General features: G+C 66.0%; 26 protein-coding genes. 7 read left to right on the top strand and 19 right to left on the bottom strand.

The window, feature by feature from the left end; genetic code table 11:
- From ACZYSP_RS13880 to ACZYSP_RS13895, 4 genes are all read right to left on the bottom strand, one after another.
- Positions 1-471 (bottom strand): ExbD/TolR family protein, encoded by a 471-nt coding sequence (locus ACZYSP_RS13880; protein WP_093076949.1) that lies wholly within the window; start codon positions 469-471, stop codon positions 1-3.
- A 12-nt stretch (positions 472-483) separates the two neighbouring features.
- Positions 484-1,179, bottom strand: coding sequence for a MotA/TolQ/ExbB proton channel family protein (locus tag ACZYSP_RS13885; RefSeq protein WP_093076948.1), 696 nt, complete (start codon positions 1,177-1,179; stop codon positions 484-486).
- A gap of 15 nt (positions 1,180-1,194) precedes the next feature.
- Positions 1,195-2,037 (bottom strand): 4-hydroxy-tetrahydrodipicolinate reductase, encoded by an 843-nt coding sequence (dapB, locus tag ACZYSP_RS13890; protein WP_093076946.1) that lies wholly within the window; start codon positions 2,035-2,037, stop codon positions 1,195-1,197.
- A gap of 104 nt (positions 2,038-2,141) precedes the next feature.
- Complete coding sequence (locus tag ACZYSP_RS13895) at positions 2,142-2,705, bottom strand: outer membrane protein assembly factor BamE (protein ID WP_093053987.1); 564 nt, start codon at positions 2,703-2,705, stop codon at positions 2,142-2,144.
- Positions 2,706-2,799: 94 nt separating this feature from the next.
- Between ACZYSP_RS13895 and fur the strand changes: the two genes are divergently transcribed.
- Positions 2,800-3,219, top strand: coding sequence for a ferric iron uptake transcriptional regulator (gene fur / locus ACZYSP_RS13900; protein ID WP_019655576.1), 420 nt, complete (start codon positions 2,800-2,802; stop codon positions 3,217-3,219).
- Positions 3,220-3,235: 16 nt separating this feature from the next.
- Here fur and hprK read toward each other — a convergent pair whose 3' ends face one another.
- From hprK to ACZYSP_RS13920, 4 genes are all read right to left on the bottom strand, one after another.
- Positions 3,236-4,195: an HPr(Ser) kinase/phosphatase gene (gene hprK, locus ACZYSP_RS13905; RefSeq protein WP_093053985.1), complete on the bottom strand. Its 960-nt coding sequence runs from the start codon at positions 4,193-4,195 to the stop codon at positions 3,236-3,238.
- A gap of 95 nt (positions 4,196-4,290) precedes the next feature.
- Entirely contained in the window at positions 4,291-4,758 is a 468-nt protein-coding gene (locus ACZYSP_RS13910; RefSeq protein ID WP_093053983.1) for a PTS sugar transporter subunit IIA, read from the bottom strand.
- Between the two features lie 185 nt (positions 4,759-4,943).
- Entirely contained in the window at positions 4,944-5,273 is a 330-nt protein-coding gene (gene hpf / locus ACZYSP_RS13915) for a ribosome hibernation-promoting factor, HPF/YfiA family (RefSeq protein ID WP_056515121.1), read from the bottom strand.
- Positions 5,274-5,604: 331 nt separating this feature from the next.
- Entirely contained in the window at positions 5,605-7,725 is a 2,121-nt protein-coding gene (locus tag ACZYSP_RS13920) for an ATP-dependent helicase (protein WP_093076945.1), read from the bottom strand.
- A gap of 227 nt (positions 7,726-7,952) precedes the next feature.
- Between ACZYSP_RS13920 and corA the strand changes: the two genes are divergently transcribed.
- The 3 genes from corA (at position 7,953) to ACZYSP_RS13935 (ending at position 12,225) form a co-directional block, all read left to right on the top strand.
- On the top strand, positions 7,953-8,939 hold the full coding sequence (gene corA / locus ACZYSP_RS13925) for a magnesium/cobalt transporter CorA (protein WP_093053979.1): 987 nt from the start codon (positions 7,953-7,955) through the stop codon (positions 8,937-8,939).
- 120 nt (positions 8,940-9,059) lie between these two features.
- Entirely contained in the window at positions 9,060-11,432 is a 2,373-nt protein-coding gene (locus ACZYSP_RS13930) for a phosphoketolase family protein (protein WP_093076943.1), read from the top strand.
- Positions 11,433-11,472: 40 nt separating this feature from the next.
- Positions 11,473-12,225, top strand: a complete 753-nt coding sequence (locus ACZYSP_RS13935; protein WP_093076942.1) for a YoaK family protein — start codon at positions 11,473-11,475, stop codon at positions 12,223-12,225.
- Between the two features lies 1 nt (position 12,226).
- Here ACZYSP_RS13935 and ACZYSP_RS13940 read toward each other — a convergent pair whose 3' ends face one another.
- The 10 genes from ACZYSP_RS13940 to ACZYSP_RS13985 all read right to left on the bottom strand — a co-directional run bounded on the left by ACZYSP_RS13940 (position 12,227) and on the right by ACZYSP_RS13985 (position 23,409).
- A complete protein-coding gene (locus tag ACZYSP_RS13940) occupies positions 12,227-12,997 on the bottom strand; it encodes a 5'-methylthioadenosine/adenosylhomocysteine nucleosidase (RefSeq protein WP_093076940.1) in 771 nt (256 codons plus the stop codon).
- 3 nt (positions 12,998-13,000) lie between these two features.
- Positions 13,001-14,632, bottom strand: a complete 1,632-nt coding sequence (locus tag ACZYSP_RS13945; protein WP_093076939.1) for an ABC transporter substrate-binding protein — start codon at positions 14,630-14,632, stop codon at positions 13,001-13,003.
- Between the two features lie 35 nt (positions 14,633-14,667).
- The gene (locus ACZYSP_RS13950; protein WP_093053969.1) at positions 14,668-15,705 is read right to left on the bottom strand and encodes a dipeptide ABC transporter ATP-binding protein; all 1,038 of its coding nucleotides are present in this window, start codon (positions 15,703-15,705) and stop codon (positions 14,668-14,670) included.
- On the bottom strand, positions 15,702-16,727 hold the full coding sequence (locus ACZYSP_RS13955; protein ID WP_093076937.1) for an ABC transporter ATP-binding protein: 1,026 nt from the start codon (positions 16,725-16,727) through the stop codon (positions 15,702-15,704). Before ACZYSP_RS13955 ends, ACZYSP_RS13950 begins: the two co-directional genes overlap by 4 nt.
- A 17-nt stretch (positions 16,728-16,744) precedes the next feature.
- Entirely contained in the window at positions 16,745-17,650 is a 906-nt protein-coding gene (locus ACZYSP_RS13960) for an ABC transporter permease subunit (protein ID WP_093053965.1), read from the bottom strand.
- 4 nt (positions 17,651-17,654) lie between these two features.
- The gene (locus ACZYSP_RS13965) at positions 17,655-18,659 is read right to left on the bottom strand and encodes an ABC transporter permease subunit (protein ID WP_093053963.1); all 1,005 of its coding nucleotides are present in this window, start codon (positions 18,657-18,659) and stop codon (positions 17,655-17,657) included.
- 63 nt (positions 18,660-18,722) lie between these two features.
- Positions 18,723-20,402 carry a long-chain-fatty-acid--CoA ligase gene (locus ACZYSP_RS13970; RefSeq protein WP_093076935.1) on the bottom strand — a complete coding sequence of 560 codons (1,680 nt, stop codon included), beginning with the start codon at positions 20,400-20,402 and terminating at the stop codon, positions 18,723-18,725.
- A 102-nt stretch (positions 20,403-20,504) separates the two neighbouring features.
- Positions 20,505-21,929, bottom strand: coding sequence for an NAD(P)(+) transhydrogenase (Re/Si-specific) subunit beta (locus tag ACZYSP_RS13975; protein ID WP_093076933.1), 1,425 nt, complete (start codon positions 21,927-21,929; stop codon positions 20,505-20,507).
- Positions 21,926-22,258 carry an NAD(P) transhydrogenase subunit alpha part 2 gene (locus ACZYSP_RS13980; protein ID WP_093053957.1) on the bottom strand — a complete coding sequence of 111 codons (333 nt, stop codon included), beginning with the start codon at positions 22,256-22,258 and terminating at the stop codon, positions 21,926-21,928. The genes ACZYSP_RS13975 and ACZYSP_RS13980 overlap by 4 nt, the downstream gene beginning before the upstream one ends.
- 20 nt (positions 22,259-22,278) lie before the next feature.
- Entirely contained in the window at positions 22,279-23,409 is a 1,131-nt protein-coding gene (locus ACZYSP_RS13985) for a Re/Si-specific NAD(P)(+) transhydrogenase subunit alpha (RefSeq protein ID WP_093076932.1), read from the bottom strand.
- A gap of 441 nt (positions 23,410-23,850) precedes the next feature.
- On the opposite strand from ACZYSP_RS13985, the gene ACZYSP_RS13990 reads away from it, so the two are divergent.
- The 3 genes from ACZYSP_RS13990 (at position 23,851) to ACZYSP_RS14000 (ending at position 25,587) form a co-directional block, all read left to right on the top strand.
- Positions 23,851-24,564 carry a response regulator transcription factor gene (locus tag ACZYSP_RS13990; RefSeq protein ID WP_093053953.1) on the top strand — a complete coding sequence of 238 codons (714 nt, stop codon included), beginning with the start codon at positions 23,851-23,853 and terminating at the stop codon, positions 24,562-24,564.
- A gap of 76 nt (positions 24,565-24,640) precedes the next feature.
- Entirely contained in the window at positions 24,641-25,075 is a 435-nt protein-coding gene (locus ACZYSP_RS13995; RefSeq protein ID WP_093076930.1) for a DUF4019 domain-containing protein, read from the top strand.
- A gap of 23 nt (positions 25,076-25,098) precedes the next feature.
- Entirely contained in the window at positions 25,099-25,587 is a 489-nt protein-coding gene (locus ACZYSP_RS14000) for an NUDIX hydrolase (protein ID WP_093076929.1), read from the top strand.
- 4 nt (positions 25,588-25,591) lie between these two features.
- On the opposite strand, the gene mnmA is transcribed toward ACZYSP_RS14000, so the two are convergent.
- Positions 25,592-26,692, bottom strand: coding sequence for a tRNA 2-thiouridine(34) synthase MnmA (gene mnmA, locus ACZYSP_RS14005; protein ID WP_093076927.1), 1,101 nt, complete (start codon positions 26,690-26,692; stop codon positions 25,592-25,594).
- Positions 26,693-26,747: the final 55 nt, after the last annotated feature.

Raw genomic sequence — 26,747 nt, forward strand, 5'->3', positions numbered from 1 at the left:
CTAGCTTCCGGGCTTCTTCGGCGGCTCGGCCTCAGTCACGAAGCCGATGCGGCTCAGCCCGGCCTTGTTCGCAATGCCCATCAGCGCGACCACCTTGCCGTAGGGCACGGTCTGGTCGGCGCGCAGTTGCACTTCGGTGTCCTTGTTGTCGGTAGCGGCCTTTTCGAGGCGGGTGGCCAGTTCTTCGTCGGTCACGGCCTGGTCGTTCAGGAAGACCTTGCCCGAGGCATCGACGGACAGGCTCACGAACTTGGGCGCGTCGTTGGGCTGGCCGGCGTCGGTCTGCGGCAGGTCGAGCTTGATCGAGCTGGCCATCAGCGGCGCGGTGATGATGAAGATCACCAGCAGCACCAGCATCACGTCGACCAGCGGCGTGACGTTGATGTCGGACAGCGGCCGCTGCGCGCCCGCTCCCATGGCACGTCCACCGCCGCCGGCGCTGCTACCCAGTGAAGTGCGACCGAAGGCCATGGTGCTGAGTGCTCAGACCGGCAGTGGCCGCGCGGGCGGCGGTGCAGCGGGCTCGGGCGGGGCGCCGAAGCTGCCCAGCAGGTCATGCGCGAAGCCTTCGAGCTCGGCCTCGATGCGGCCGATGACGCGGCCGAAGACGTTGTAGGCCAGCACGGCCGGAATGGCCACGGCCAGGCCGAAGGCCGTCATGATGAGCGCCTCACCGACCGGTCCGGCCACCTTGTCGATGGTGAAGCCGCCGGTCTGGCCGGCAATGCCCGTCAACGCGCCGTAAATGCCCCAGACCGTGCCCAGCAATCCGACGAAGGGCGCGGTGGCGCCGACCGTGGCGAGCAGGATCTGCCCCGCCTGCAGCCGGCGCAGCGCGCCGTGCAGGGCGTCGCGCAGAACGCGCGTGAGCCGCTGGTTGCGGTCGACCGTGGCGCCCAGCGTGCCGGCCGGCGCACCGGCGGCCACGCTCTTGATGGCCGACACGGCGGGCGACACGAGCGTCGCGCGGTCGAAGGCTTTGAGCTTCTGCTCGGCGTCGACCAGCGTGGACGACTGCCAGAACGCCGCGATGCTGCGCAGCACGTCGCGCGTGCCGCCGCGCAGCAGCCACGCCTTCCAGAGAATGATGACCCAGCTCGCGATCGACATCGCCAGCAGCAGCGCCGCCACCGAACGGCTGACGCCGTCGCCATGGGTCAGCAGATCGAGCACGCTCATCGGCGGTCCTTTTGGTTAGCGCAAGCCCAGCACGTCGTACATGTCGAACAAGCCGGCGCGCTGTTCGGCCAGGAAGCGCACCGCGCGCAGGCTGCCCTGGGCGTAGGTGGTGCGGCTCGACGACTTGTGGGTGATCTCGATGCGCTCGCCGGTGCCCGCGAACAGCACGGTGTGGTCGCCCACGATGTCGCCGCCGCGGATGGCCGAGAAGCCGATGGTGGAAGGGTCGCGCTCGCCGGTGATGCCTTCGCGGGCGTACACGGCGCAGTCCTTGAGGTCGCGGCCCAGCGCATCGGCAATCACTTCGCCCATCTTGAGCGCGGTGCCCGAGGGCGCGTCGACCTTGTGGCGGTGGTGCGCCTCGATGATTTCGATGTCGTAGCCCGTCGACATGGCCTTGGCCGCCATTTCGAGCAGCTTGAAGGTGACGTTGACGCCCACGCTCATGTTGGGCGCCATCATGATCGCGATGTCTTTCGCAATCTCGGCGATCTCGGCCTTCTGCTCGTCGCTGAAGCCGGTGGTGCCGATGACGGCCTGCACGCCAAGTTCGCGGCAGACCGCGAGGTGCGCGAGCGTGCCTTCGGGGCGGGTGAAGTCGATGAGCACCTGCGCGTCCTTCAGGCCAGTGCGCAGGTCGGACACGATGGACACGCCGCTGTCGAAGCCCAGGAAGGCGCCGGCATCGGTGCCGAGGGCCGGGCTGCCCGCGATGTCGAGTGCGCCGGCCAGTCGCAGGTCGGGCGCGTTGCGCACGGCCTCGATCAGCATGTGGCCCATGCGGCCCGACGCCCCGGCGACGGCGACACGGCGCGGCGCAGTGGAGGAACTGGAAGGAGTGGTGGTGGATTCAGTCACGCGGATTCAGTCTTCGAAATTTCGAAACGGCCAATGGCATGCATGGACACGGGACGGACGCCGCCTGACTCGGCGGGCGCCGCCCGCTGCTGCTTGTGCTGCGCTCAGCGCGCGGCTTCGAGCGGGGGGTAGGCGGCCGGCAGCGGCGGCAGGGAGGCCGACGTGCCTGCGGCGGCGTCGGCTTTTTTATCGTCCTTGGCGGGTGCGAATTTCTTGAGCTCGTCTTCCGAGGCCTCGAGCGTCGGCACCTTGCCCGATTTCTTGCGGGTGTCGAGCGTGGCGACGAATTCCTCTTCGCTGGGCATTTCATCGCCCTCGAAGCGGTCCAAGAGCTCGCCATTGAAGAACACGGTCAGGTGGCGCTCCTGCGGATCGACGCCCTGGCGGCGGATCGTGAACACGTAGTCCCAGCGGTTGGCGTGGAATACGTCGTTCAGCAGCGAGGTGCCGAGGATTTCACGCACCTGCTGGCGCGACATGCCCGGCTTGAGCGCCGCGACTTGTTCCTTCGACACGAAATTGCCCTGCACCACTTCGACTTTGTAAGGTGTAACAGCGGCCAGCGCGCCACGCGTGCGATCGCTGAAACCGCTGCAGGCACCAAGGCAGAGCGTTGCGGCAACGGCAGCAACCAGCAGCCAGGGACGGCGTTGGAGAATGGCAGGCATGGGAGGAAAAAGGGGGTAGCGATATGATCGGCCATTGTAGCGGCTGGCCTTTTTCGGGGCCTTTTTGCCGCAGCCCCAGGGCGCAGGAACCAACATGGCCAACATCGACGAACTGAAGAACACCGGCCTCAAGGCCACTCTACCGCGCCTGAAGATCCTCGAGATCTTCCAGACCGGCAGCCAACGGCACATGACGGCGGAAGACGTGTTTCGCGTGCTGCTGAACGAACATTCCGACATCGGCCTGGCCACCGTCTACCGGGTGCTGACGCAGTTCGAGCAGGCCGGCATCCTCGAGCGCAGCCACTTCGAAAGCGGCAAGGCCGTATACGAGCTGAACGAAGGCACGCACCACGATCACCTGATCTGCACCTCCTGCGGCAAGGTCGAGGAGTTCTACGACGCCGAGATCGAACGCCGCCAGCAGATGATCGCCAAGGACAAGGGCTGGATCCTGCAGGACCACGCCATGTCGCTCTACGGCCTGTGCGGAGACTGCGCAAAGAAGCGCTGATCCGTCTCCCTCGTTTTCAGTCCCCGTCGCGGGAGTTTTCCATCGCCTTGTGGTGTCGCGCCACGAAGTCGGCGTACGTGTCGATGCCGCGCAGCTGCAGGATCGAATTGCGCACCGCCGCTTCCACCAGCACGGCGATATTGCGCCCCGCCACCACCTGGATGATGACCTTGCGCACCGGGATGCCCAGCACGTCCTGCGTGAGCGGCGCCGAGGGCATGCGCTCGTAGTCGCGCTCGAAGCTGTCGCGCCGCACGAGGTGCACGATGAGCTTCAGCCGCATCTTCCGGCGCACCGCCGTCTCACCGAAGATCGCGCGGATGTCCAGCAGGCCGATGCCGCGAACTTCGAGCAGGTTCAGCAGCAGGTCGGGGCAGCGGCCTTCGATGGTGTTCTGGTTGATGCGGAACAGGTCGACCGCATCGTCGGCCACAAGGCCATTGCCGCGCGAGATCAGCTCCAGTCCCAGCTCGCTCTTGCCCAGGCCCGACTCGCCCGTGATCATCACGCCCATGCCCAGGATGTCCATGAACACGCCATGCATCGAGGTGCGCTCGGCAAAGTGCTTGGACAGGTAGGCGCGCAGCAGGTCGATCACGAAGGCCGACGACTCGCGCGTGGCGAACAGCGGCAACTGGGCGCGCTCGCAGATCGACAGCAGCTCGTCGGGCGCAGCCTGGCCGTCGGCCAGCACCAGCATCGGTGGCTCCAGCGTGACGATGCGGGCGATGCGCCGCGCGCAGTCTTCCTCGCTGCCGCGCGTCAGGTAGGCCACCTCACGGGCGCCGAGGATCTGCACGCGGTACGGGTGGATGTAGTTGAGATAGCCAACAAGGTCGGCCGCCGACTGGGCGCGGCTGATGACTTCCGGGTCGAACTGGCGCTCTGAAGCACCGAGCCCCGCGAGCCATTCCCAGCGGAGCGAACCGCGGAACTCCTCGAACATGGCATCGGCGCTGATGACGGTCGGCTTCATGCGTTCAGGAGACGGCGCCCGGCGCCGGCATTGGATGAGTGACGGGAAGAAGTGCCGCGCAGCTTATCAGCAGCCGCACGCGCCGACACATGCGCTCAGGCGACTTGGGTCGACTGCCAGCCGGCAATGAGGCCGTGCAATGCAGAAGCGTCGGTGCTGGACTTGATCTGTTCGCGCAGGCTGGCGTCGCTCAGCAGTTCGGCGATTTCAGAGAGGATTTCGAGGTGCTTCTGCGTGGCCGCTTCGGGCACCAGCAGGAAGATCAGCAGCGCGACGGGTTGCTCGTCGGGTGCGTCGAAGCCGATGGGGTTGGCCAGCTGGAACACCGCGGCCATCGGCGCCTTGAGACCCTTGATGCGGCCATGCGGAATGGCAACGCCGTGGCCCAAACCGGTGGAGCCGAGGCGCTCGCGGGCAAACAGGCTGTCGGTGATGAGGGCACGGCCCAGACCGTGAAGGCTTTCGAACAGCAGGCCGGCTTCTTCGAAAGCACGTTTCTTGCTAGTAGCGTCAACGCTCACAAGCACTTGAGCGGGCGGCAGGATGGACGCGAGGCGATTCATGGTGGGTGCAGAGCGGGGGCGATTATGCACCCGCTTGGTAAAAACCCCCAGTCCCCCTATTTACTTTCTGTCTACATGTTGTCCTGAGGCCTCGTGCTTCCCTCTGGGGGCTTGCCAAAGCCCTACCGCAACAGTCGGAAAACAAAAAGCCGCCCGAAGGCGGCCTTGATGCGAGCCGGGGGCTCTTACATCACGCGCTTGGGCGCCGCGTGATGGTGGTCCTGCAGGCGATCCTTGTGGCGCACCACCTGGCGGTCGAGCTTGTCGACCAGTTCATCGACCGCAGCGTAGAGATCAGCGTGGCTCGACTCCGCGAACATGTCATTGCCCTTGACGTGAATGTTGCACTCCGCCCTTTGGCGGCGTTCCTTTTCCTTCTGCTTTTCCACCGTGAGGATCACCTTCACATCGACAACCTGGTCGAAATGTCGGGTGATCCGGTCCAGCTTGCTCGTGACGTAGGTGCGCAAGGCAGGGGTGACGTCGAGGTGATGACCGCTGATCGTCAAATTCATGAATGACCTCCTGGAATTGACGGTTGGGGAAATGACCGCGCTACGGAATGCAGCGTGGCCGGCGAAAAACGGGAGTTTTGAGAGGGGGAACGGGAGGAAGGGAAGAAGAGGAAAGAGGGGTGGGTCGATTCACTATGCCCAAGCTGTCACGGTATTGCAATACCTGAGTTGCCCGGGGTTTTGCGGCTTCGTGCGCAGCTTTTCACACGCTAGCGAATCAATAGCAGCTGGCGCTCATGGGGCAGGCGATGCAGCGCTTCGAGAACAAATGTTTCAGCCCCGGTCCACGTGTGACCCTGCCACCGGAAGGGCCAGCAGCCCGCTCAGCGATTCAGCGCCAGGCCGCGCGCATCCGGTTGCGCAGGTCGATCACCGCGCTCGGCGGCGGCACGGCCGGCGGGCGTACCGGCGGAGGCGGCCAGGTCTGCTGCTCGAAGCCTTCGAGATCGGCATCGGCGATGAAGCGCGTGCGGTTGGCATACAAGTGCCGGTCGCCGCGCGCCGCTTGCTGCGTGATGTGGAAGCGCTGCGGTATCAGCAGGTGCAGGTGGTCGCGCGCCCGGGTCATTGCCACGTACAGCAGCCGGCGCTCTTCTTCCAGCTCGTGCGCGCTCTGCGCTACGTCGGCCGGCAGGCAGCCGTCGACCACGTTGAGCACGTGCACCGAATTCCACTCCTGCCCCTTGGCCGAATGGATGGTCGAGAGGATCAGGTAGTCCTCGTCGAGCAGCGGCGGGCCCGGACGGTCACTGGTGGCTTCGGGCGGGTCGAGCGTGAGTTCGGTGAGGAAGCGTTCGCGCGAGGCATATCCGGCCGCGAGCCGCGCCAGTTGCTCCACGTCTGCGCGCCGCACGCCGGAGGTGTCTTCGTACAGCCGCTCAAGGTGCGGCAGATACCAGTCCATTGCCAGCTCGACATCGGCCGGCCACTTCAGCGCGGGTGCGCGCAAGGCGGCGTAGGCCTCGGCAAAGTCGGCCCACTGCGCGCGTGCCGCGGAAGGCGGCACGAAGTCGCGCACCGCCGCAGCGGGGTCGGCCGCCTGGTCCATCGCATCGAGCAGGCGCGCGCCCGTGACAGGGCCGATGCCCGGGATCAGCTGCGTCACGCGAAAGCCCGCCATGCGACCGCGCGGGTTCTGCGCAAAGCGCAGCACCGCGAGCAGGTCCTTCACGTGCGAAGCCTCGAGAAACTTGAGCCCGCCGAACTTCACGAACGGGATGTTGCGCCGCGCCAGTTCGAGTTCGAGCGCCGCGCTGTGCGTCGAAGTGCGGAACAGCACCGCCTGCGACTTCAGCGCGAGCCCGCCCTCGCGGTGCGCCAGCACCTTGTCGGCCACCCAGCGCGCCTGCCCCGCTTCGTCGGGCACGAGCACCAGCAGCGGCTTGCCGGCCGAGGGCTTGTCGGTCCACAGCGTCTTGGCATGCCGCTCGGCCGCATGCGCGATCACGCGGTTCGAGACATCGAGGATCGGTTGCGTCGAACGGTAGTTGCGCTCCAGCGTGACCACGCGCGCGGCCTGCGTGAACTGCGACGGAAAGTCGAGGATGTTGCGCACCGTCGCGCCGCGAAAGGAATAGATCGACTGCGCGTCATCGCCCACCACTGTCACACCGCGCCCGTCGGGCTTGATCGCGAGCAGGATCGAAGCCTGCAGCAGATTGGTGTCCTGGTACTCGTCGACCAGCACGTGGTCGAAGCGCTCACCGATGTGCGCAGCCAGCGCGGGCTCGGCGGCCATCTCGGCCCAGTAGAGCAGCAGGTCGTCGTAGTCGAGCACGTTCTGCCGCTGCTTGGCCTCTACGTAGGCGCCGAACAGCTTCTTCAGTTCGGCCTCCCATTCGCCGCACCAGGGAAAGGCCTCCTTCAGCACATCGGCCAGCGGCGCGCGCGTGTTCACGCAGCGCGAGTAGATCGACAGGCAGGTGCCCTTGCGCGGAAAACGATTGACGGTGGAAGACAGGCCCAGCTCGTGGCGCATCAGCCCCATCAGGTCTTCGGCATCGCCGCGGTCGTGGATGGTGAAGTTCTCGTCGAGCCCGATCTGCGGCGCGTACTCGCGCAACAGCCGCGCGCCAATGCCGTGGAAGGTGCCGGCCCAAGGCAGCGCGGGCGGGGCTTCGGACTTCAGGCCGAGCACGCGTGCCAGCACCTGGCCTGCGCGGCGCTCCATCTCCTGCGCGGCACGGCGCGAGAAGGTCAGCAGCAGCAGGCGCTGCGGATCGACACCGCCGGCAATGAGGTGTGCGACACGGTGCGCCAGCGTGCTGGTCTTGCCCGAACCTGCGCCGGCGATCACGAGCAGTGGCCGATCGTCACGCTCGGCAATGGCTGCTCCCACCCCATGTTCGACCGCCGCGCGCTGCGCGTCGTTGAGCGTGGCCAACGCGGCGGCCAGGCGCTCGGCCTGGGTCTTCGCGGCAGCGGAAAAAACGGGGAGCGCAGCGGTCTGCATGGGCACGACTTTACTGTATGCCCGTCCAGTCCAGCCACCGTGCTGCCATGTGGCCGGTGACATAATCGCGCCTCGCTGCAACCGGAGATTCTTCCCAATGGAAACCGCCCCGTCTCGGCAGCTTTCAACTCCCTTTCACTGACGCGTTTTTCTTAGCGCACGTCGGGCCCGGGAATTGAAAGCGCCCCTCCCTCGCCCATCGTTCAGTCATTCCCGGGAGTGAGCCAATGCTCAACATCTTCACGCTCGCCAACGGCCGCCTCGTTCAGGAAGAAATCGAGGCGCTCGAAGAGCTCTCCAAGTTCCAGCCGATCTGGGTCGACCTCGAGTCGCCCACGCTCGAAGAAAAGCGCTGGATCAAGCAGTACTACGGCCTGTCCATTCCCGAAGACGCGATGGACGAGGACATCGAGGAGTCGGCCCGCTTCTACGAAGAAGACAACGGCGAGCTGCACATCCGCTCCGACTTCTTGATCGACGACGACGAAGACCCGCGCACCGTGCGGGTGGCCTTCATCCTCAACCAGCACAACACCGACCTGCGCAGTCGCGGCGTGCTGTTCTCGATCCACGACGAAGACGTGCCCGTGTTCCGCCTGCTGCGCATGCGTGCGCGCCGCGCACCGGGGCTGATCGAAGACGCCAAGGAAGTGATGCTCAAGCTCTTCGACGCCGACGCCGAATACTCGGCCGACACGCTGGAGAACATCTACGACGAGCTCGAAGTGGCCGGCAAGAAGGTGCTCTCGGGCAATGTCAGCGACGAGCTGGCCGGCGAAGTGCTCGGCGCCATCGCGCGGCAGGAAGACTTGAACGGCCGCATCCGCCGCAACGTGATGGACACGCGCCGCGCGGTCAGCTTCATGATGCGCAGCAAGATGCTCAACGCCGAGCAGTTCGAGGAAGCCCGGCAGATCCTGCGCGACATCGAGTCGCTCGACAACCACACGGCCTTCCTCTTCGACAAGATCAACTTCCTGATGGATGCGACCGTCGGTTTCATCAACATCAACCAGAACAAGACCATCAAGATCTTCTCGGTGGCCAGCGTCGCGCTGCTGCCGCCCACGCTGATCGCCAGCATCTACGGCATGAACTTCAAGTTCATGCCGGAGCTCGACTGGGCCATGGGCTATCCGTATGCCATCGTGCTGATGGCGGCCAGCGCGCTGGTGCCGATGTGGTACTTCCGCCGGCGCGGCTGGCTCAAGTAGCCTGAGCGGGGCGCGCCGGCGCGCGCAGCCTCACGGGCGCTTTCCTGACAGGGCGGTGCGCATGCGCGCCGCATGATGGTCCGATGGCCGGCGCCGCTTCGGTCCATCGGAGCCGTCCCCATGCCACATTCCCCCTCCCCTGCCATCCCCGCGCGCTTCGCGTTGCTCGACGCCTGGTGGCGCGCCGCCAACTACCTGTCCGCGGGGCAGATCTACCTGATGGGCAACCCGCTGCTGCGGGAGCCGCTGGCCCTCGAGCACATCAAGCCGCGCCTGCTCGGGCACTGGGGAACCACGCCGGGGCTCAACTTCATCTACGCCCACATGAACCGCGCCATCAACGCGCGCGACCTCGATGCCATCTTCATCGCCGGCCCCGGCCACGGCGGGCCGGGCGTGGTGGCCAGCACCTACCTCGAAGGCACCTACACCGAGGTCTACCCGCACATCTCGCGCGACACCGAAGGCCTGAAGCGGCTGTTCACGCAGTTCTCGTTTCCGGGCGGCATCCCGAGCCATGTGTCGCCGGAAACGCCGGGGTCGATCCATGAGGGCGGCGAGCTCGGCTATTCGCTGCTGCATGCGTACGGCGCGGTGTTCGACAACCCCGAGCTGCTGGCCTGCTGCGTCATCGGCGACGGCGAGGCCGAAACCGGCGCGCTCGCGGCCAGCTGGCATTCCAACAAGTTCCTCAACCCCGCGCGCGACGGCGCGGTGCTGCCGATCCTGCATCTCAACGGCTACAAGATCGCCGGCCCAACCGTGCTCGCGCGAGTCGGCGACGAGCAGCTCACGCAGCTGATGCGCGGCCACGGCTACGAACCGCGCTTCGTGTCGGGCCACGACCCCGCGCTGATGCACGGCCTGATGGCGGACGCACTCGACGCTTCGCTCGATGCGATCCGTGCAATCCAGGTGGAGGCGCGCTCGGACGGCTTCGGACAGCGGCATCGCTGGCCGATGATCGTGCTGCGCTCGCCCAAGGGCTGGACCGGGCCGAAGACGGTGGACGGCGTGCGCATCGAAGGCACGCAGCGCGCGCACCAGGTGCCGCTGACCGGCTTTGCCGAGAAGCCGGCCCACATCGCGCTGCTGCAGGAATGGATGCAGAGCTATCGCCCCGAAGAACTGTTCGATGCCGACGGCGCCCTGCGCGCCGACATCGCCGCCCTCGCGCCTCGAGGCACGCGCCGCATGAGCGCGAACCCGCACACCAACGGTGGCCTGCTGCTCAAGAACCTCAAGCTGCCCGACTTCCGCGACTACGCCGTGGCGGTGCCGAAGCCAGGCGCCGTCGACGCCGAGGCCACGCGCGTCACCGGCGAGTTCCTGCGCGACGTGATGCGGCTCAACGCCGGCGAGCGCAATTTCCGGATCATGGGCCCGGACGAGACCACGTCGAACCGCCTGGGCGCGGTCTTCGAGGCGACCGACCGCATGTCGAGCGCCGAGATCCTGCCGGGCGACGACCACGTGGCACCCGACGGCCGCGTGATGGAAGTGCTCAGCGAACACCTCTGCCAAGGCTGGCTCGAAGGCTACCTGCTGACCGGACGGCACGGTTTCTTCTCGTGCTACGAGGCCTTCATCCACATCGTCGACTCCATGTTCAACCAGCATGCGAAGTGGCTGAAGGTGACGCGCAACATCCCCTGGCGGCGCCCCGTCGCGTCGCTGAACTACCTGCTGACCAGCCATGTCTGGCGCCAGGACCACAACGGCTTCAGCCACCAGGACCCGGGCTTCATCGACCACGTCGTCAACAAGAAGGCCGAGGTCGTGCGGGTCTACCTGCCGCCCGACGCCAACACGCTGCTGTCGGTGACGGACCATTGCCTGCGCAGCCGCAACTACGTCAACGTGATCGTGGCGGGCAAGCAGCCCGAGGCGCAGTGGCTCGACATCGCCGCGGCCGAGCGCCACTGCAGCGTGGGCCTGGGCATCTGGGACTGGGCCAGCAACGACAACGGCGTGGCGCCCGACGTGGTGATGGCCTGCGCCGGCGACGTGCCCACGCTGGAGACCATGGCGGCGGTGGACCTCCTGCGGACGCTGCTGCCGGACCTCAAGGTGCGGGTGGTGAACGTGGTCGACCTGATGGCGCTCGAATCACCCTCGGGGCATCCGCACGGCCTGCCCGATGCGGTCTTCGACTCGATCTTCAGCACCGACGCACCGGTGATCTTCGCCTTTCACGGCTATCCCGCCCTGGTCCACCGGCTGACCTACAAGCGGCGCAATCACGGCAACTTTCATGTGCACGGCTACCTGGAAGAAGGCACGACCACCACGCCCTTCGACATGACGGTGCTGAACCGGCTCGACCGCTTCCACCTCGCGGCCGATGCCATCGATCGCGTGCCCCGCATCCGCGACACGGCGGGCCACGTGCAGCAGCACCTGCGCGACCGGCTGCTCGAGCACCGGGCCTACATCACCCGGCACGGGCAGGACATGCCCGATATCGCCGACTGGCGCTGGGTGCGACACTGAGCGCTTGCGGGGCCGACCGACACCGCCCCGGGAGACCACCGTGCGCAGACTTCGTTTCCTCACCAACCGCCATCGAGCGCCGTCTACCAACACCGCGCTCGGCCTGCTGCTGGCCTTCAATGCCGGGGCCGTCAACGCGGGCGGATTCCTTGTGCTGCACATGTACACCTCGCACATGACCGGCTTCGCGTCGCAGCTCGCGGACGGCATGGTGCTGGGCAACGCCACGCTGCTGCTGAACGCGCTGGGCGCGATCCTGGCGTTCCTGAGCGGCGCCGCGGTGTGCGCGGTGCTGGTGAACTGGGCGCGGCAGCACCGGCTGCACGGCGTCTATGCGCTGCCTCTGCTGCTGGAAGCCGCGCTGATGTTTCCGTTCGGACTCGCGGGAGCCATCACGCTGACCTGGCCAACGCCGTTCGCGGTGCCGCTCACGGTGCTGCTGCTGTCGTTCATCATGGGCCTGCAGAACGCCGTGGCGTCGAAGACCTCGGGCGGCAGCACGCGCACCACCCACATGACCGGCAACATCACCGACATGGGGATCGAGCTGGGCAAGATGCTCTACTGGAACCGGCGCATGCCGTCGACACCCCTGCCGGTGCGCCACGACCGCAGCAGGTTGCGCCGCTGCGGCGGGCTGGTCGGCATGTTCGTGCTTGGGGGAACGGTGGGCGCGCTCGGCTTCAAGCACGTGGGGTTCGTCTGCGTCGTGCCGCTGGCCGCCCTGCTGCTGGTGCTGTCGATCCCGCCCCTGCTTCGCGACCTTCCGCATTGGCGGCGGGCCACGCCTTAGCTCAGGCCCTTTTCGCGTCCCGGCCGGCCAGCCACGCGTTCACGAGCGCGAGGCTGTAGCGGCTCGCGACCTCAGCCACGAACCGTGCGAAGTCGCCATGCGCCTCATCGTCCGCGCGATCCGAGATCGTCCGCATGGCCGCGAAAGGCACGCCGTAGTCATGGCAAACCTGCGCCACAGCGGCGCCTTCCATCTCGACCGCGAGCGCGTCGGGCAAGCCGAGGCGCAGCGCTTCGCTTTCGGCGGCGGTCGAGACGAAGCGATCTCCACTCACCAGCAGGCCGCGATGCACCTTGGGCGACTGGAGGCCGAACTCGTCGACCGCCTCTTGCCCCACCAGGGCCACCGGATCACGCAGCGTCATTTCGGCCACACCCGCCAATGCGTCGCTGATCGCCGCATCGGCCGTGAAGCGCGAAAGGCCCAGCAGGGGCACTTCGTATTTCGGAAAGATGGGCGAGGCATCGAGGTCGTGCTGCAGCAACTGCGTGGCAACAACCACGTCGCCGACATTCACGCCCGGCGCGAGTCCGCCCGCGACACCGGTGAAGACGATGGCCCCGACGGCGAATCGCTCGAGCAGCATCGTGGCCGTCACCGCCGCCGCGACCTTGCCGATGCGCGACAGCACCGCGACCACAGGCTGGCCATGCAGATGGCCGACCCAGAAGTCGCGCCCGGCGATGCGCACGCGCTGCTCGTCAGGCATCTGCGCGAGGAGCGCACTCAGCTCCTCGTGCATTGCCGCGACGATGGCGATGGGCGCAGCCACCTGCTACTTGATGTCCACGCCGTAGAAGGTGTGGCGGCCGAAGGGGCTGAGCTTGAAGTCGACCACTTCCTTGCGCACCGGCTTCAGCTGCACCGCATGCGCGATCGTGAACCACGGCGCCTGCTCCTTGAAGATCAGCTGGGCCTTCTTGTAGAGCGCGTCGCGGTCGGCCTGCTTGGTCGTGCTCTTGGCCTTCACCACAAGGTCTTCATACGGCTGGTAGCAGAACTTCGAAATGTTGCTGCCGCTGGCCGACTTGGCCGAGGCGCAGCCCAGCAGCGTGTACATGAAGTTGTCCGGGTCGCCGTTGTCGCCGGTCCAGCCCAGCATGCCCATCTGGTGCTCGCCGGCCTGCAGGCGCTTGCGGTACTCGCCCCACTCGAAGCTCTTGATCTCGGCCTTGACGTTGATCTTGGCGAGGTCTGCCTGCATCAGCTCGGCAATGCGCTTGGCGTTCGGGTTGTACGGGCGCTGCACCGGCATGGCCCACAGGTCGGTCGAGAAGCCGTCGGGGAAGCCGGCCTGCGCCAGCAGCTTCTTGGCGGCTTCGGGATCGTACGGGTCGTCCTTCACGGCATCGTTGTAGGACCACATGGTGGGCGGAATCGGGTTCTTCGCGGCCACGCCGGTGGAGAGGTACACGCCGTCGATGATGGCCTTCTTGTTGATTGCCATGTTGATGGCCTTGCGCACGCGCACGTCGTCGAAGGGCTTCTTCGTGGTGTTGTACGAGAGGTAGCCGACGTTCAGGCCGGGCTGCTCCAGCAGCTGCACGTTCGGGTCCTTGCGGATCGCGTCGAGGTCGGCCGGGTTCGGGTAGGGCATGACGTGGCATTCGCCCTTTTGCAGCTTGGCCCAGCGCACCGAGGCATCGGGCGTGATGGCGAACACGAGGTCGTCGATCTTCGCCTTGCCGCCCCAGTACTGCGGGAAGGCCTTGAAGCGGATGATCGCGTCCTTCTGGTACTGCACGAGGTAGAAGGGGCCGGTGCCGATCGGGTCCTGGTCGACCTTCTCGGGCGTGCCGGCCTTCAGCATGGCAATGGCGTATTCCTTCGACTGGATGCCCGCATACTGCATGGCCAGGTTCGCGAGGAACGGCGCCTCGGGCTGGTTGAGCACGATCTTCACCGTGTAGTCGTCGATGCGGTCCACCGTCTTCAGCAGCTTGGGCATGCCCATGTCGTTGAAGTAGGAGTGGTTCTGGCTCGTGACCTTGAAGAAGGGATCGCTCTCCTTCCACTGGCGCTCGAGCATGAAGATGAAGTCGTCGGCGTTGAAGTCGCGCGTGGGCTTGAAGCTCTTGCTCGTGGTGTGCCACTTCACGCCCTTGCGCAGGTGGAAGGTGTAGACCGTGCCATCGGCGGAGATGTCCCACTTCTCGGCCAGACCCGGCACGACCTTTGTGCCGCCGCGCTCGAACTCGACGATGGTGTTGTAGACCTGCGTGGTCACGTCGAACGAGGTGCCGGTGGTGTTCATCCCCGGGTAGAAGTTCTCGGGGCTGCCTTCCGAGCAATACACCAGCGTCTTGGCAGACACTGCGCCACAGGCCAGGGTAAGGGCCGCAAGCGCTGTCGGTGCCAGGAGCGCCAGGCTTCGTGAGCGGCGCGAAACGGTGGGCTGGGTCTTCATGTGGACTCCTTGAGACACGGTTGAAAAAGCGAACGTTAAGGGTTCGTCGCCATCGCGATGGCGGCGGAGGGAACATCGGCGCGCACGAGCGGCGCACCGTCGAGAAACTTCTCGGAGAAGTGGCAGGCCACCAGCCGCTCGTCGAGCATGCGCAGCAGCGGCCGCTCTTCGTGGCAGCGCGGCGCCACGTGCGGGCAGCGCGTGCTGAACACGCAGCCCGAAGGCGGATTCAGCGGCGACGGCAGCTCGCCCTTGAGCACGATGCGCTGACTGCTCAGGCCCGGCGTCGAGGCCAGCAGCGCCTGCGTGTACGGATGCAGCGGCCGCGCGAAGATGCGCGACTTGGGGCCCTGCTCCACCGCGTGCCCGAGGTACATCACGAGCACGTCGTGCGCGATGTGCCGCACCACGCCGAGGTCGTGCGAGATGAAGAGGTACGCCAGGCCCAGCTCGGCCTGCAGGTCGGCCAGCAGGTTCAGCACCTGCGCCTGGATCGACACGTCGAGCGCCGACACCGGCTCGTCGGCCACCAGCAGGCGCGGGCTCAGCATCAGCGCGCGCGCAATGGCGATGCGCTGGCGCTGGCCGCCCGAGAACATGTGCGGATAGCGGTTGGCGTACTCGGGCCGCAGGCCCACGCGCGCGAGCATGTCGCGGGCCTTGGCGGCGCGCTCCGACTTGCCCATGGTGGTGTTGATGGCCAGCGGATCTTCGAGCACCGTCGAGATCTTCTTGCGCGGATTGAGCGAGCCGTACGGGTTCTGGAACACCAGCTGCACAGCCTGCCGCAACTCGCGCTTGCGCTCTGGCGGCGGGTTCACCGCGTCGGCGCCGACCAGCGTGAGCTGGCCTGCCGTGGGCTTCTCGATCAGCGCGACCATGCGCGCCAGGGTCGACTTGCCGCAGCCCGATTCGCCGACCACGGCCAGCGTGCGCCCGCGCTCGATGCGGAACGAGATGTCGCCCACCGCGCGCAGATGCGACGGCGCGCGGAACAGACCGCGGCGGATGTCGTAGGTGCGCTGGAGGTTGTTCGCCTCGACAACCACTTCAGTCGATGTGCTCTCGCTCATGACAGCACCTCGGCCGCTTGCTGCTTCGGCGGATCGCTCTCTATGGCCGCCTTGCGCCCCGGCTCGCCGAGCGGAAAGTGGCAGCGCACCTCGGCGCTCTGCCACTCGCGCAGCGCGGGCCGCACCTGGCAGGCACGTTCGGTGACGTAGCTGCAACGCGGCGCGAACAGGCAGCCTGCGGGCCTGTCGTGCACGCCGGGCACCACGCCGCTGATGGTGGCGAGCCGACCCTCGGGCGCGGCGCGCTCGGGCAGCGCAGCAAGCAGCGCCTCGGTGTACGGATGCTGCGGCGACGCGAAGAGCCGGTCGACGCGCTGGTGCTCCATCACCTGCCCCGCGTACATCACGGCAATGCGCTGCGCCATTTCGCTGACCACGCCCATGTTGTGCGTGATGAGCACCAGCGCCATGCCGCGCTCCTTCTGCAGGTCGCGCAGCAGGTCGAGGATCTGCGCCTGGATGGTCACGTCGAGCGCGGTGGTCGGCTCGTCGGCGATCAGCAGGCGCGGGTTGCAGGCGATGGCCATGGCGATCATCACGCGCTGGTTCATGCCGCCCGAGAGCTGGTGCGGATAGCTGCCCAGGCGCGACGACGCGGCCGGGATGCCCACCTGCTCGAGCAGCTCGGTCGCGCGCTTCTTCGCCTCGCGCTTGTCGAGCTTCAGGTGCAGCCGCAGCGTCTCCATCAGCTGGAAGCCGATGGTGAAGCAGGGGTTGAGGCTGGTGGTCGGCTCCTGGAAGATCATCGCGACCTCCTTGCCGACCAGCGCACGGCGCGCCTTGTCAGAAATGCCGAGCAGTTCCTTTCCCGCAAAGCGCATGTGGTCCGCGCGCACGCGGCCCGGAAAGCCGACAAGGCCCATCAGCGCCATCATCGTGACGCTCTTGCCCGAGCCCGATTCGCCGACGATGCCTAGCACCTCGCCTTCTTCGAGCGTGAGACTCACGCCGTCGACCGCATGCAGCACGCCGCCCTGGGTGGGGAACTCGACGTGCAAATTCTTTATTTCAAGCAAAGGCATCTTTTCTTTCCTTTGCTTCAGCGCTTGAGCTTCGGGTCGAGTGCATCACGCAGACCGTCGCCCAGAAGATTGAAAGCCAGCACCGCCGCGAGGATCGCCATGCCCGGGAAGGTAACGACCCACCACGCGCGCAGCACGAACTCGCGCGCATCGGCCAGCATGGTTCCCCACTCGGGTGAGGGCGGCTGCGCGCCGAGCCCGAGGAAGCCGAGCGCCGCCGCATCGAGGATGGCGGTCGAGATGCCGAGCGAGGCCTGCACGATCAGCGGTGCGGCGCAGTTGGGCAGCACCTCGCTGAACATCAGGCGCAGCGTGCCGGCGCCGCTCACGCGCGCGGCGGTCACGTAGTCGCGCGAGACCTCGGCGATGACGGCAGCGCGCGTGATGCGCACATAGTGCGGCAGCACCACGATGGCCACCGCGAGCATTGCGTTGACCAGCCCCGGCCCGAGGATCGCGACGATCACGATGGCCAGCAGCAGGCTCGGCAGCGTGAGCACGATGTCCATCAGCCGCATGATCGCGATCTCGAGCACGCCGCGGAAGAAGCCCGCGATCAGCCCGAGCACCACGCCCACGACCACCGACAGCGCCACCACCGCGACGCCGATCGACAGCGACAGCCGCGCGCCGTACATCAGCCGCGAAAGAATGTCGCGCCCGATCGCGTCGGTGCCCAGCAGGTAGCTGACGGAGCCGCCCTGCTGCCACGCCGGCGGCTGCAGGAAGACGGCGCTGTTGGTTTCGTTCGGCGCGTGCGGTGCGATCCACGGCGCGAACAGCGCAACCAGCAGCAGGAAGACGATGGTGGCGAGCCCGATGACCGCGCCGCGGTTGGCCGAGAACGCCGTCCAGAACTCGCGCCACGGACCGGGAGGGGCGGTGCTTTTCGCACCGGTGGAAATGGTTTGTGTCGAGGCCATGAGCTCAGCGCCGGATGCGGGGATTGATGACGCCGTAAGCCACGTCGACGAGCAGGTTCACCAGCATCACGATGCCGCCGAGCAGCAGCATGCCGCCCTGCAGCACCGGATAGTCGCGCCGGCCGATGGCCTCGATGAGCCACTTTCCGACGCCGGGCCAGGAGAAGATGGTCTCGGTGAGGATCGCGCCCGTGAAGAGCACGCCCACCTGCAGCCCGATGACGGTCACGACCGGGATCAACGCATTGCGCAGCGCATGCAGCCCCACCACGCGAAAGCGCGACAGGCCCTTGGCGCGCGCGGTGCGGATGTAGTCCTCGCCCAGCACTTCGAGCATGGCCGAGCGCGTCATGCGCGCAATGACCGCAAGCGGCACCGTGCCGAGCACGATGGCCGGCAAGATGAGGTGATGCAGCGCCGACCAGAAGGCATCGACGTCGCCGGCACGCAGCGAGTCGATCAGCAGGAAGCCGGTGTCGGGCTCGATGTAGTACTGCACCGCGATGCGCCCCGACACGGGCGTCCATCCGAGCTGTACCGAGAAGAACAGGATGAGCAGCAGTCCCCACCAGAAGATCGGCATCGAATAGCCGGTGAGCGATGTGGCCATCACGCCGTGGTCGAAGATGGAATTGCGCCGCACCGCCGCGAGAATGCCGGCCGGCAACCCCAGCAGCAGCGCGAAAAGAATGGCGCAGACCGCAAGCTCGACAGTGGCCGGAAAGAGCGCGAGGAACTCGCTCATCACCGTGTCCTGCGTGATGAGCGACTTGCCGAGGTCGCCGTGCAGCACGCGGCCGATGTAGATGCCGTACTGCACGATCACCGGCTTGTCGAAGCCGTAGGCGGTGCGCAGTTCGGCATGGCGCGCGGGGTCGATCCCGCGCTCGCCGGCCATGGTTTCAATGGGGTCTCCCGGCACGAGCCGGATGAGGAAGAAGGCGAGCAGTGTCATGCCGATGAAGGTCGGCACCAGCAGGCTCACACGGGTCAGTAGGAATCGAAACATCGACCCGCGAATATGCAAGATCGATGCCGTGGCCCTACCCGGGCCGAACCCTTACTTCAGCGCTTACTTCTTGGCGTCGCGCAGCTCGCGGCGAAGGATCTTGCCGACCGGCGTCTTCGGCATGTCGCTACGAAACTCTACGATTCGCGGCTGCTTGTAACCCGTAAGGTTTGCTCTGCAGTATTCGCGCACCTGCGCCTCGGTGAGCGAAGGGTCTTTCTTCACGATCACGAGCTTCACGGCCTCGCCGGTCTTGTCGTCGGACACGCCGACCGCCGCGCATTCGAGCACGCCCGGAATCAGTGCAACCACGTCTTCGATCTCGTTCGGGTACACGTTGAAGCCCGACACCAGGATCATGTCCTTCTTGCGGTCGACCACCTTGAAGTAGCCGCGCTCGTCGACCACGCCGATGTCGCCGCTCTTGAAGTAGCCGTCGGGCGTCATGACCTTGGCGGTCTCGTCAGGGCGCTGCCAGTAGCCGGCCATCACCTGCGGGCCCTTGATGGCGATTTCGCCGCGCTCGCCGGCCGGCACTTCGTTGCCGTCGTCGTCGAGCAGCTTGAGCCAGGTGCTCGGCAGCGGCAGGCCGATGGTGCCGGTGTAGGCGGTGCTGTTGGTCGGGTTGCAGGTGGTGGACGGCGAGGTTTCCGACAGGCCGTAGCCTTCGCAGATCGGGCAGCCGGTTTTCTCGAGCCAGAGCTTCGCGACCGCGGCCTGCACCGCCATGCCGCCGCCGACCGAGACCTTGAGGTTCTTCCAGTTGACGGTGTTGAAGTCGGGGTGGTTCGCCAGCCCGTTGAACAGCGTGTTGACGGCAGGGAAGCTGTGGATGGTGTGCTTCGACAGCTCCTTCAGCACGCCGGGAATGTCGCGCGGATTCGGAATCAGGATCAGCTTGCCGCCCGTGCGCATGTTCAGCATCATGCCGACCGTGAACGCGAAGATGTGATACAGCGGCAGCGCGCACACGCTGGTGGGCTGCTCGTTGGCCGGCACCTTGTTCATGACCGGCTCGTTCCAGGCCTCGGACTGCAGCACGTTGGCGATCACGTTGCGATGCAGCAGCACCGCGCCCTTCGACACGCCGGTGGTGCCGCCGGTGTACTGCAGCACCGCCACGTCGTCGGGGCCGATGGCCACGGGCTTGAGCGATGCGCTCGCGCCCTTGTCGAGCGCGTCGTTGAAGCGCACCGCGCCCGGCAGGTTGAACTGGGGCACCATCTTCTTGACGTTGCGCACCACGTAGTTGACGAGCGCGCCCTTCAGGAAGCCGAGGCGGTCCCCCATGGAGGCCAGCACGATGTGCTTGACCGGCGTGGCCCCGATGCATTGCTGCAGCGTGGTGCCGAAGTTCTCCATGATGATGATCGCCTTCGCGCCGGAGTCCTTGAGCTGGTGCTCGAGTTCGCGCGGCGTGTACAGCGGGTTCACGTTGACCAGGATCAGCCCGGCGCGCAGGATGCCCGCAACCGAGATCGGGTACTGCGGGCAGTTGGGCATCATGACCGCCACGCGGTCGCCCTTGGCGAGGCCCAGGCCCTGCAGGTAGCCCGCGAAGGCCTTGCTCTGCCTGTCGGTCTCCGCGTAGCTGATGTCCTTGCCCATGAAGCTGTAGGCCGTGCGGTCTGCGTACTTCGTGAAGCTCTCTTCCATGAGCGCGACCAGCGAGGGGTACTGCGAGGCATCGATATCGGCGGGCACACCCTGCGGGTAGCTGCTGAGCCAGGGACGATCGGTCATTGGATTTGTCTCCTCCGGGAAGTCGGACTTGTTGAAAACGAAAACGGCGCTCGAAGTGGCGCCGCGAAGAACTCGCCCGCCGTGCGGGCAGGGACCTTCGGCCTATTCGATGGCCTTGCCCATATCTTCCACTACTTTTTTAGCATCGCCAAAGACCATCATGGTCTTGTCCATGTAGAAGAGCTCGTTGTCCAGCCCGGCATAACCGGCGGCCATGGAGCGCTTGTTCACGATGACGGTCTTCGCCTTGTAGGCCTCCAGGATCGGCATGCCGTAGATCGGGCTGCCCTTGGTGTGCGCGGCGGGGTTCACCACGTCATTGGCGCCCAGGATGATCGCCACGTCGGCCTGGCCGAACTCGCCGTTGATGTCTTCCATCTCGAACACCTGGTCGTAGGGCACTTCGGCCTCCGCCAGCAGCACGTTCATGTGGCCGGGCATGCGGCCCGCCACCGGGTGGATCGCGTACTTCACGGTGATGCCCTTCTCGGTGAGCTTGGCCGCAAGTTCCTTCACCGCATGCTGCGCGCGTGCGACTGCAAGGCCGTAGCCCGGCACGATCACCACCGTCTCGGCATTGCCGAGCACGAAGGCCGCATCGTCGGCGCTGCCGGTCTTCACCGGGCGCTGCTCCTTGGCCGCGCCGCCGGCCGTGGCCGCCTCGCCGCCGAAGCCGCCCAGGATCACGTTGAAGAACGAGCGGTTCATGGCCTTGCACATGATGTAGCTCAGGATCGCACCCGAAGAGCCCACCAGCGAACCGGCCACGATCAGCATCGCGTTGTTCAGGCTGAAGCCGATGCCCGCGGCCGCCCACCCCGAGTAGCTGTTGAGCATCGACACCACCACCGGCATGTCGGCGCCGCCGATCGGGATGATGATGAGCACGCCCATCACGAAGGCCAGCGCCAGCATCGCGAAGAAGGCCGGCCAGCTTTCGGTGAAGACGAACACCAGGCCCAGGCCGATGGTGGCCAGGCCCAGAACGAGGTTCAGCATGTGCTGGCCCGCGAACTGCACCGGCGCGCCCTGGAACAGGCGGAACTTGTACTTGCCCGAGAGCTTGCCGAAGGCGATGACCGAGCCGCTGAAAGTAACGGCGCCGATGGCCGCGCCCAGGAACAGCTCGAGCCGGTTGCCGCTCGGGATCGGGTCGCCCTTGATCGCGATGCCGAAGGCATGCGGCTCGGCCACTGCGGCCACCGCGATGAACACCGCGGCCAGGCCGATCATGCTGTGCATGAAGGCGACCAGCTCGGGCATCTTGGTCATCTCGACCTTGTTGGCCATGTAGGCGCCGAGGCCGCCGCCGAGCACCAGCGCGACCAGCACGTAGGCCAGGCCGTTGAGGTTGCCGCTGGCGAGCTTGTAGATCAGCGCGCCGGTGGTCAGCACGGCGATTGCCATGCCAGTCATGCCGAAGATGTTGCCGCGGATCGAGGTGGTCGGATGGCTCAGGCCCTTGAGGGCCTGGATGAAGCAGATGCTGGCAACGAGGTACAGCAGCGTGACGAGGTTCATGCTCACTTGGCGGCTCCCTCTTCAGCCTTCGGTGCGACGGCCTTCTTTTCTTTCTTCTTGAACATCTCCAGCATCCGCCGCGTGACGAGGAAGCCGCCGAAGACGTTCACCGCGGCCAGCGCCACGGCCAGCACGCCCATGGTCTTGCCCAGCGGCGTGTCGGTGAGTGCGGCCGCCAGCATGGCGCCCACGATCACGATGGCCGAGATGGCGTTGGTCACTGCCATCAGCGGCGTGTGCAGCGCTGGCGTGACGGTCCACACGACGTGGTAGCCGACGTAGATGGCCAGCACGAAGATGATCAGGTTGATGACTGTGTGCGAAACGATGTCCATGTTCTTCTCCTCGGCGGGCGTTATTTCTTCGTGACCTGGCCGTCTTGCGTGACGCGGCAGGCGGCGACGATGTCGTCCTCGAGGTCGATCTTCAGCGCGCCCTCCTTGGTGACGATGAGCTTGAGAAAGTCGAGCACGTTGCGCGCGTAGAGCGCCGAGGCATCGGCCGCCACGAGCGCCGCGAGGTTGGTTTCACCGACGATGGTCACGCCGTGCTTCACCACCGTCCTGTCGGCTTCCGACAGCGGGCAGTTGCCGCCCACGCCGCCCGCGCCCTTGCCTGCGGCGATGTCGACGATCACCGAACCCGGCTTCATCGACTTGACCATGTCCTCGGTGATGAGGGTCGGCGCGGCACGGCCCGGAATGAGGGCAGTGCTGATGACGACGTCGGCCAGCGCCACGCGCTTGGCGACTTCGACCTGCTGGCGCGCGAGCCAGCTCGGGGGCATCGGCTTGGCATAGCCGCCGACGCCGACCGCGGCTTCTTTTTCTTCATCGGTGTCGTACGAGACTTCGATGAACTTGCCGCCGAGCGATTCGATCTGCTCCTTGACGCTGGGGCGCACGTCGGATGCCTCGATGACAGCGCCCAGGCGCTTGGCCGTGGCGATGGCCTGCAGGCCCGCCACGCCCACGCCGAGGATGACGACGCGCGCGGCCTTCACCGTGCCGGCCGCCGTCATGAGCATCGGGAAGAAGCGCTGGTACTTGTCGGCCGCGATCATCACGGCCTTGTAGCCGGCGATGTTGGCCTGCGACGAGAGCACGTCCATGCTCTGGGCGCGGGTGGTACGCGGTGCGGCTTCGAGCGCGAACCCGACGACGCCTGCAGCCGCCAGGCGCTGCAGGCCGGCCGCGTCGAAGGGATTGAGCATGCCGATGACCACGGCGCCGGACTTCAGCAGCGCGGTTTCGGCATCGGTGGGCGTGCGCACCTTGAGCACCATGTCGGCGGAGAAGGCCCCGGCCTGGTCGGTGATCTCGGCGCCTGCGGCCTGGTACGCGGCATCGGTGACGCTGGCTGCAACGCCGGCCCCCGACTGCACCCGTATGGAGTGCCCTGAGGCGACCAGTTTTTTCACCGTCTCAGGTGTAACAGCCACGCGGGTTTCGCCAGCCAGTGTCTCGGCGGGCACGCCTATCAGCATAGAGATCTCCTCAGAGCAAGGGGGCACAGGGAATGCGGGCAGAGCTTACAGCAAGATTACAGCCGCCCGCCGTCGCCAAAACGCTCTGTGGTTTTGACCCCAAAGTGCCGATGAATGCTGTCGGCATCGCTATTCAATTGATAGCAAATTCGGGTATTCGATAGCCGCCTCGCGAAGACCGCGGCACGTGTCCAACCTCGCGCAGGCCGGACTCCAGGCGGTTTGTCCAGCGAGCAGTTGTCGATGTCCACCCATAACGCCTTCCACTCAGGATCTCGATTTGTATTCAACTGCCGTTAACTTCGTTAACAAGTGAACTGAAAACCTCGATTTGCGTGCATTAGTTGCAATTCAAAAACTTTACGTTAGTCGCAGATAGATACACTTCAGCCCAATCGCCAGTTCACAGAGACTGACGAAGGGGAGGAAGAAGGGGATGGAATGCGAATCGCGGTACTCAATGACGGTGTAGATCAATTCAAGCGAATCAATCGAACCATGGCGGCACTCGAGCACGAGTGCCATCCCTACACGGAAGGAAAAGCGCTGTTGCAGGCAATGCGCCGGCAGACCTTCGACCTGCTGATACTCGACTGGAACCTGTCCGACATGGAGGGCCCGGACGTGGTGAGGTCCATCCGTCACGAACTCAACAGCCGGCTTCCCATTCTTTTCGTGACCGACAAGCGTGACGAGGCGGACATGGTCGAAGGCCTCAACGCGGGCGCGGACGACTTCATGGTCAAGCCCACCCGTGCCGGCGAACTCGAAGCGCGTGTGAACGCGCTGCTGCGCCGGTCCTACCCGGCCCAGCACGAGATGGAACTGGTCTTCGGCCCTTACCACTTCTATCCGCCCTCGCGCGTTCTGAAGGTTCGCGGCGTGCAGGTCGAGCTGAAGAACCGGGAGTACGAGCTCGCGCTGTTCCTGTTCCAGAACGTCGGGCGACTGCTTTCGCGGGAGCACCTGCACGAGGCCGTCTGGGGCCTGGGCATCGAGGCGCTGTCGCGCTCGCTCGACACCCATGTCTCGCGCCTGCGAACCAAGCTCGACCTGCGCCCCGCAAACGGCTTCCTGCTGCTGGCCATCTACGGCCTGGGCTACCGGCTGGAAACAATCGAAGCCGATGCCCTGTCCAGCATCAGCGCGCGCTGAGTCGGGAATCTCCGGCACGCTACAGTCTCCAACGGCACCCCGCCGTCATGTGCTTGCGCCACAAGGAATGAGACGAATGAATTCGATGATCCGGTTGCTGCTCGCCGCCACGTTGTTCTGGAGCTGGTTCAGCCCGGCCGCTGCGCAGGAGGTCGAAGCCAGCGACATGGTGCGCGGCGGCATGCTGGCGATCCAGATGATCGACCAGGGCAAGGCCGGCGAACTGTGGGACGGCGCCACCCCGGCCACCCGCAAGCGCGTGACGCGCGCCGACTTCACCAGCCAAGTCGCCAGGAGCCGCGCCCCAATTGGCGCACCGCAGATGCGCACCTGGGTGGCAGTCAATCGCCAGGTCGTGGCCGACGCGGACAGCGAGACGGCCGGCCAGTACGTCAGCGTCGAATACGAGACCCGCTTCACGAACAAGCCTGACGGCACGCTGCGCGAACTCGTGAGCTTTCACCTCGACAGCGACCGCGTCTGGCGCTTCAGCGGCTACGTGCTGAAATAAGCGCCCAAAACACGGTAACTCCCATGGCAAGCCCGCGCTGGAAACCCAACGTCACCGTGGCTGCGGTAATCGAGCGCGACGGGCACTTCCTGCTGGTCGAGGAGCAGACCAGCGACGGCCTGCGGCTCAACACTCCCGCAGGCCACCTGGACCCCGGCGAATCCCCGGCCGAGGGCTGTGCGCGCGAAACCCTCGAAGAAACCGCCCACCATTTCACGCCAACAGCGCTCATCGGTGTCTATATGGCGCGTTCCCGCCCGCTGGCCGAGCGCGGCGAAGACACCACCTACATGCGCTTCGCCTTCACAGGCATCCTGGGTGCATTCGAAGAAGGCCGACCGCTCGACGAAGGCATCGTGCGCACCATCTGGATGACGGCGGACGAAATCCGCGCCAGCGTGGCGCGGCATCGCAGCCCGCTGCTGCTGCAGTGCATCGAAGACCATCTGGCCGGCAAACGCCACCCGCTGGATCTAGTCCACGTCGACGAATCGGTGCGGTCAGCGCCCTGAATAGTCAGACGATGACGCCACCGCCAAGGCAGCGTTCGCCGTCATAGAGCACGGCCGACTGCCCCGGCGTCACAGCCCACTGCGGCTCGCCGAAGCGCAAGCCGAACGCAGCGGCATCACCAGCATCCATCTCGCAAGCCGCATCGGCCTGCCGGTAGCGCGCCTTCGAGCCGTAGCCGCCCGGCACCGGCGCCTCGCCGGAGACCCAGCTCGCATCGTCCGCCTTCAGCACCGACGACAGCAGCCACGGATGGTCGTGCCCCTGCACCACCCACAGCGTGTTCTTCTCGACGTCCTTGCGCGCCACGAACCACGGCGAGTGGTCGCCCGAGCCGCGCTGCGCGCCCTTCTCCTTCACACCGCCAATGCCCAGCCCCTGCCGCTGCCCCAGCGTGTAGAAGCTCAGCCCCTGGTGCTCGCCCAGCTTGCGGCCGCGGTCGTCCTTGATCGGGCCCGGCTCCTTGGAGATGTAGCGGTTGAGGAAATCGCGGAACGGCCGCTCGCCGATGAAGCAGATGCCAGTCGAGTCCTTCTTCTTCGCGTTGGGCAGGCCGATTTCCTCGGCGATGCGGCGCACCTCGGTCTTGTGCAGCTCGCCCACCGGGAACAGCGTCTTCGACAGCTGCGCCTGGTTCAGGCGGTGCAGGAAGTAGCTCTGGTCTTTCGAGGGATCGAGCCCCTTCAGCAGCTCGTGCTTGCCGGTGGCCTCGTTCAGGCGCACGCGCGCATAGTGCCCGGTGGCGATCTTCTCAGCGCCCAGCCGCATGGCGTGGTCGAGAAAAGCCTTGAACTTGATCTCGGCGTTGCACAGCACGTCGGGGTTCGGCGTGCGGCCGGCCTTGTATTCGCGCAGGAACTCGGCGAACACGCGGTCCTTGTAGTCGGCCGCGAAGTTGACGTGCTCGATCTCGATGCCCAGCACGTCGGCCACGCTGGCGGCGTCCACGAAGTCGATGTTCGACGAGCAGTATTCGCTGTCGTCGTCGTCTTCCCAGTTCTTCATGAAGATGCCGACCACCTCGTGCCCCTGCTGCTTGAGCAGGTGCGCCGTGACCGCGGAGTCCACTCCGCCGCTCAGTCCCACCACGATCCGTTGCTTTGCCATAAGCCCGCCATTGTCCCAGCCCGGCGGTAGGGGCTTCCCGTGTGTGGGAAATCGG

Source organism: Variovorax sp. F042 (assembly GCF_057814215.1).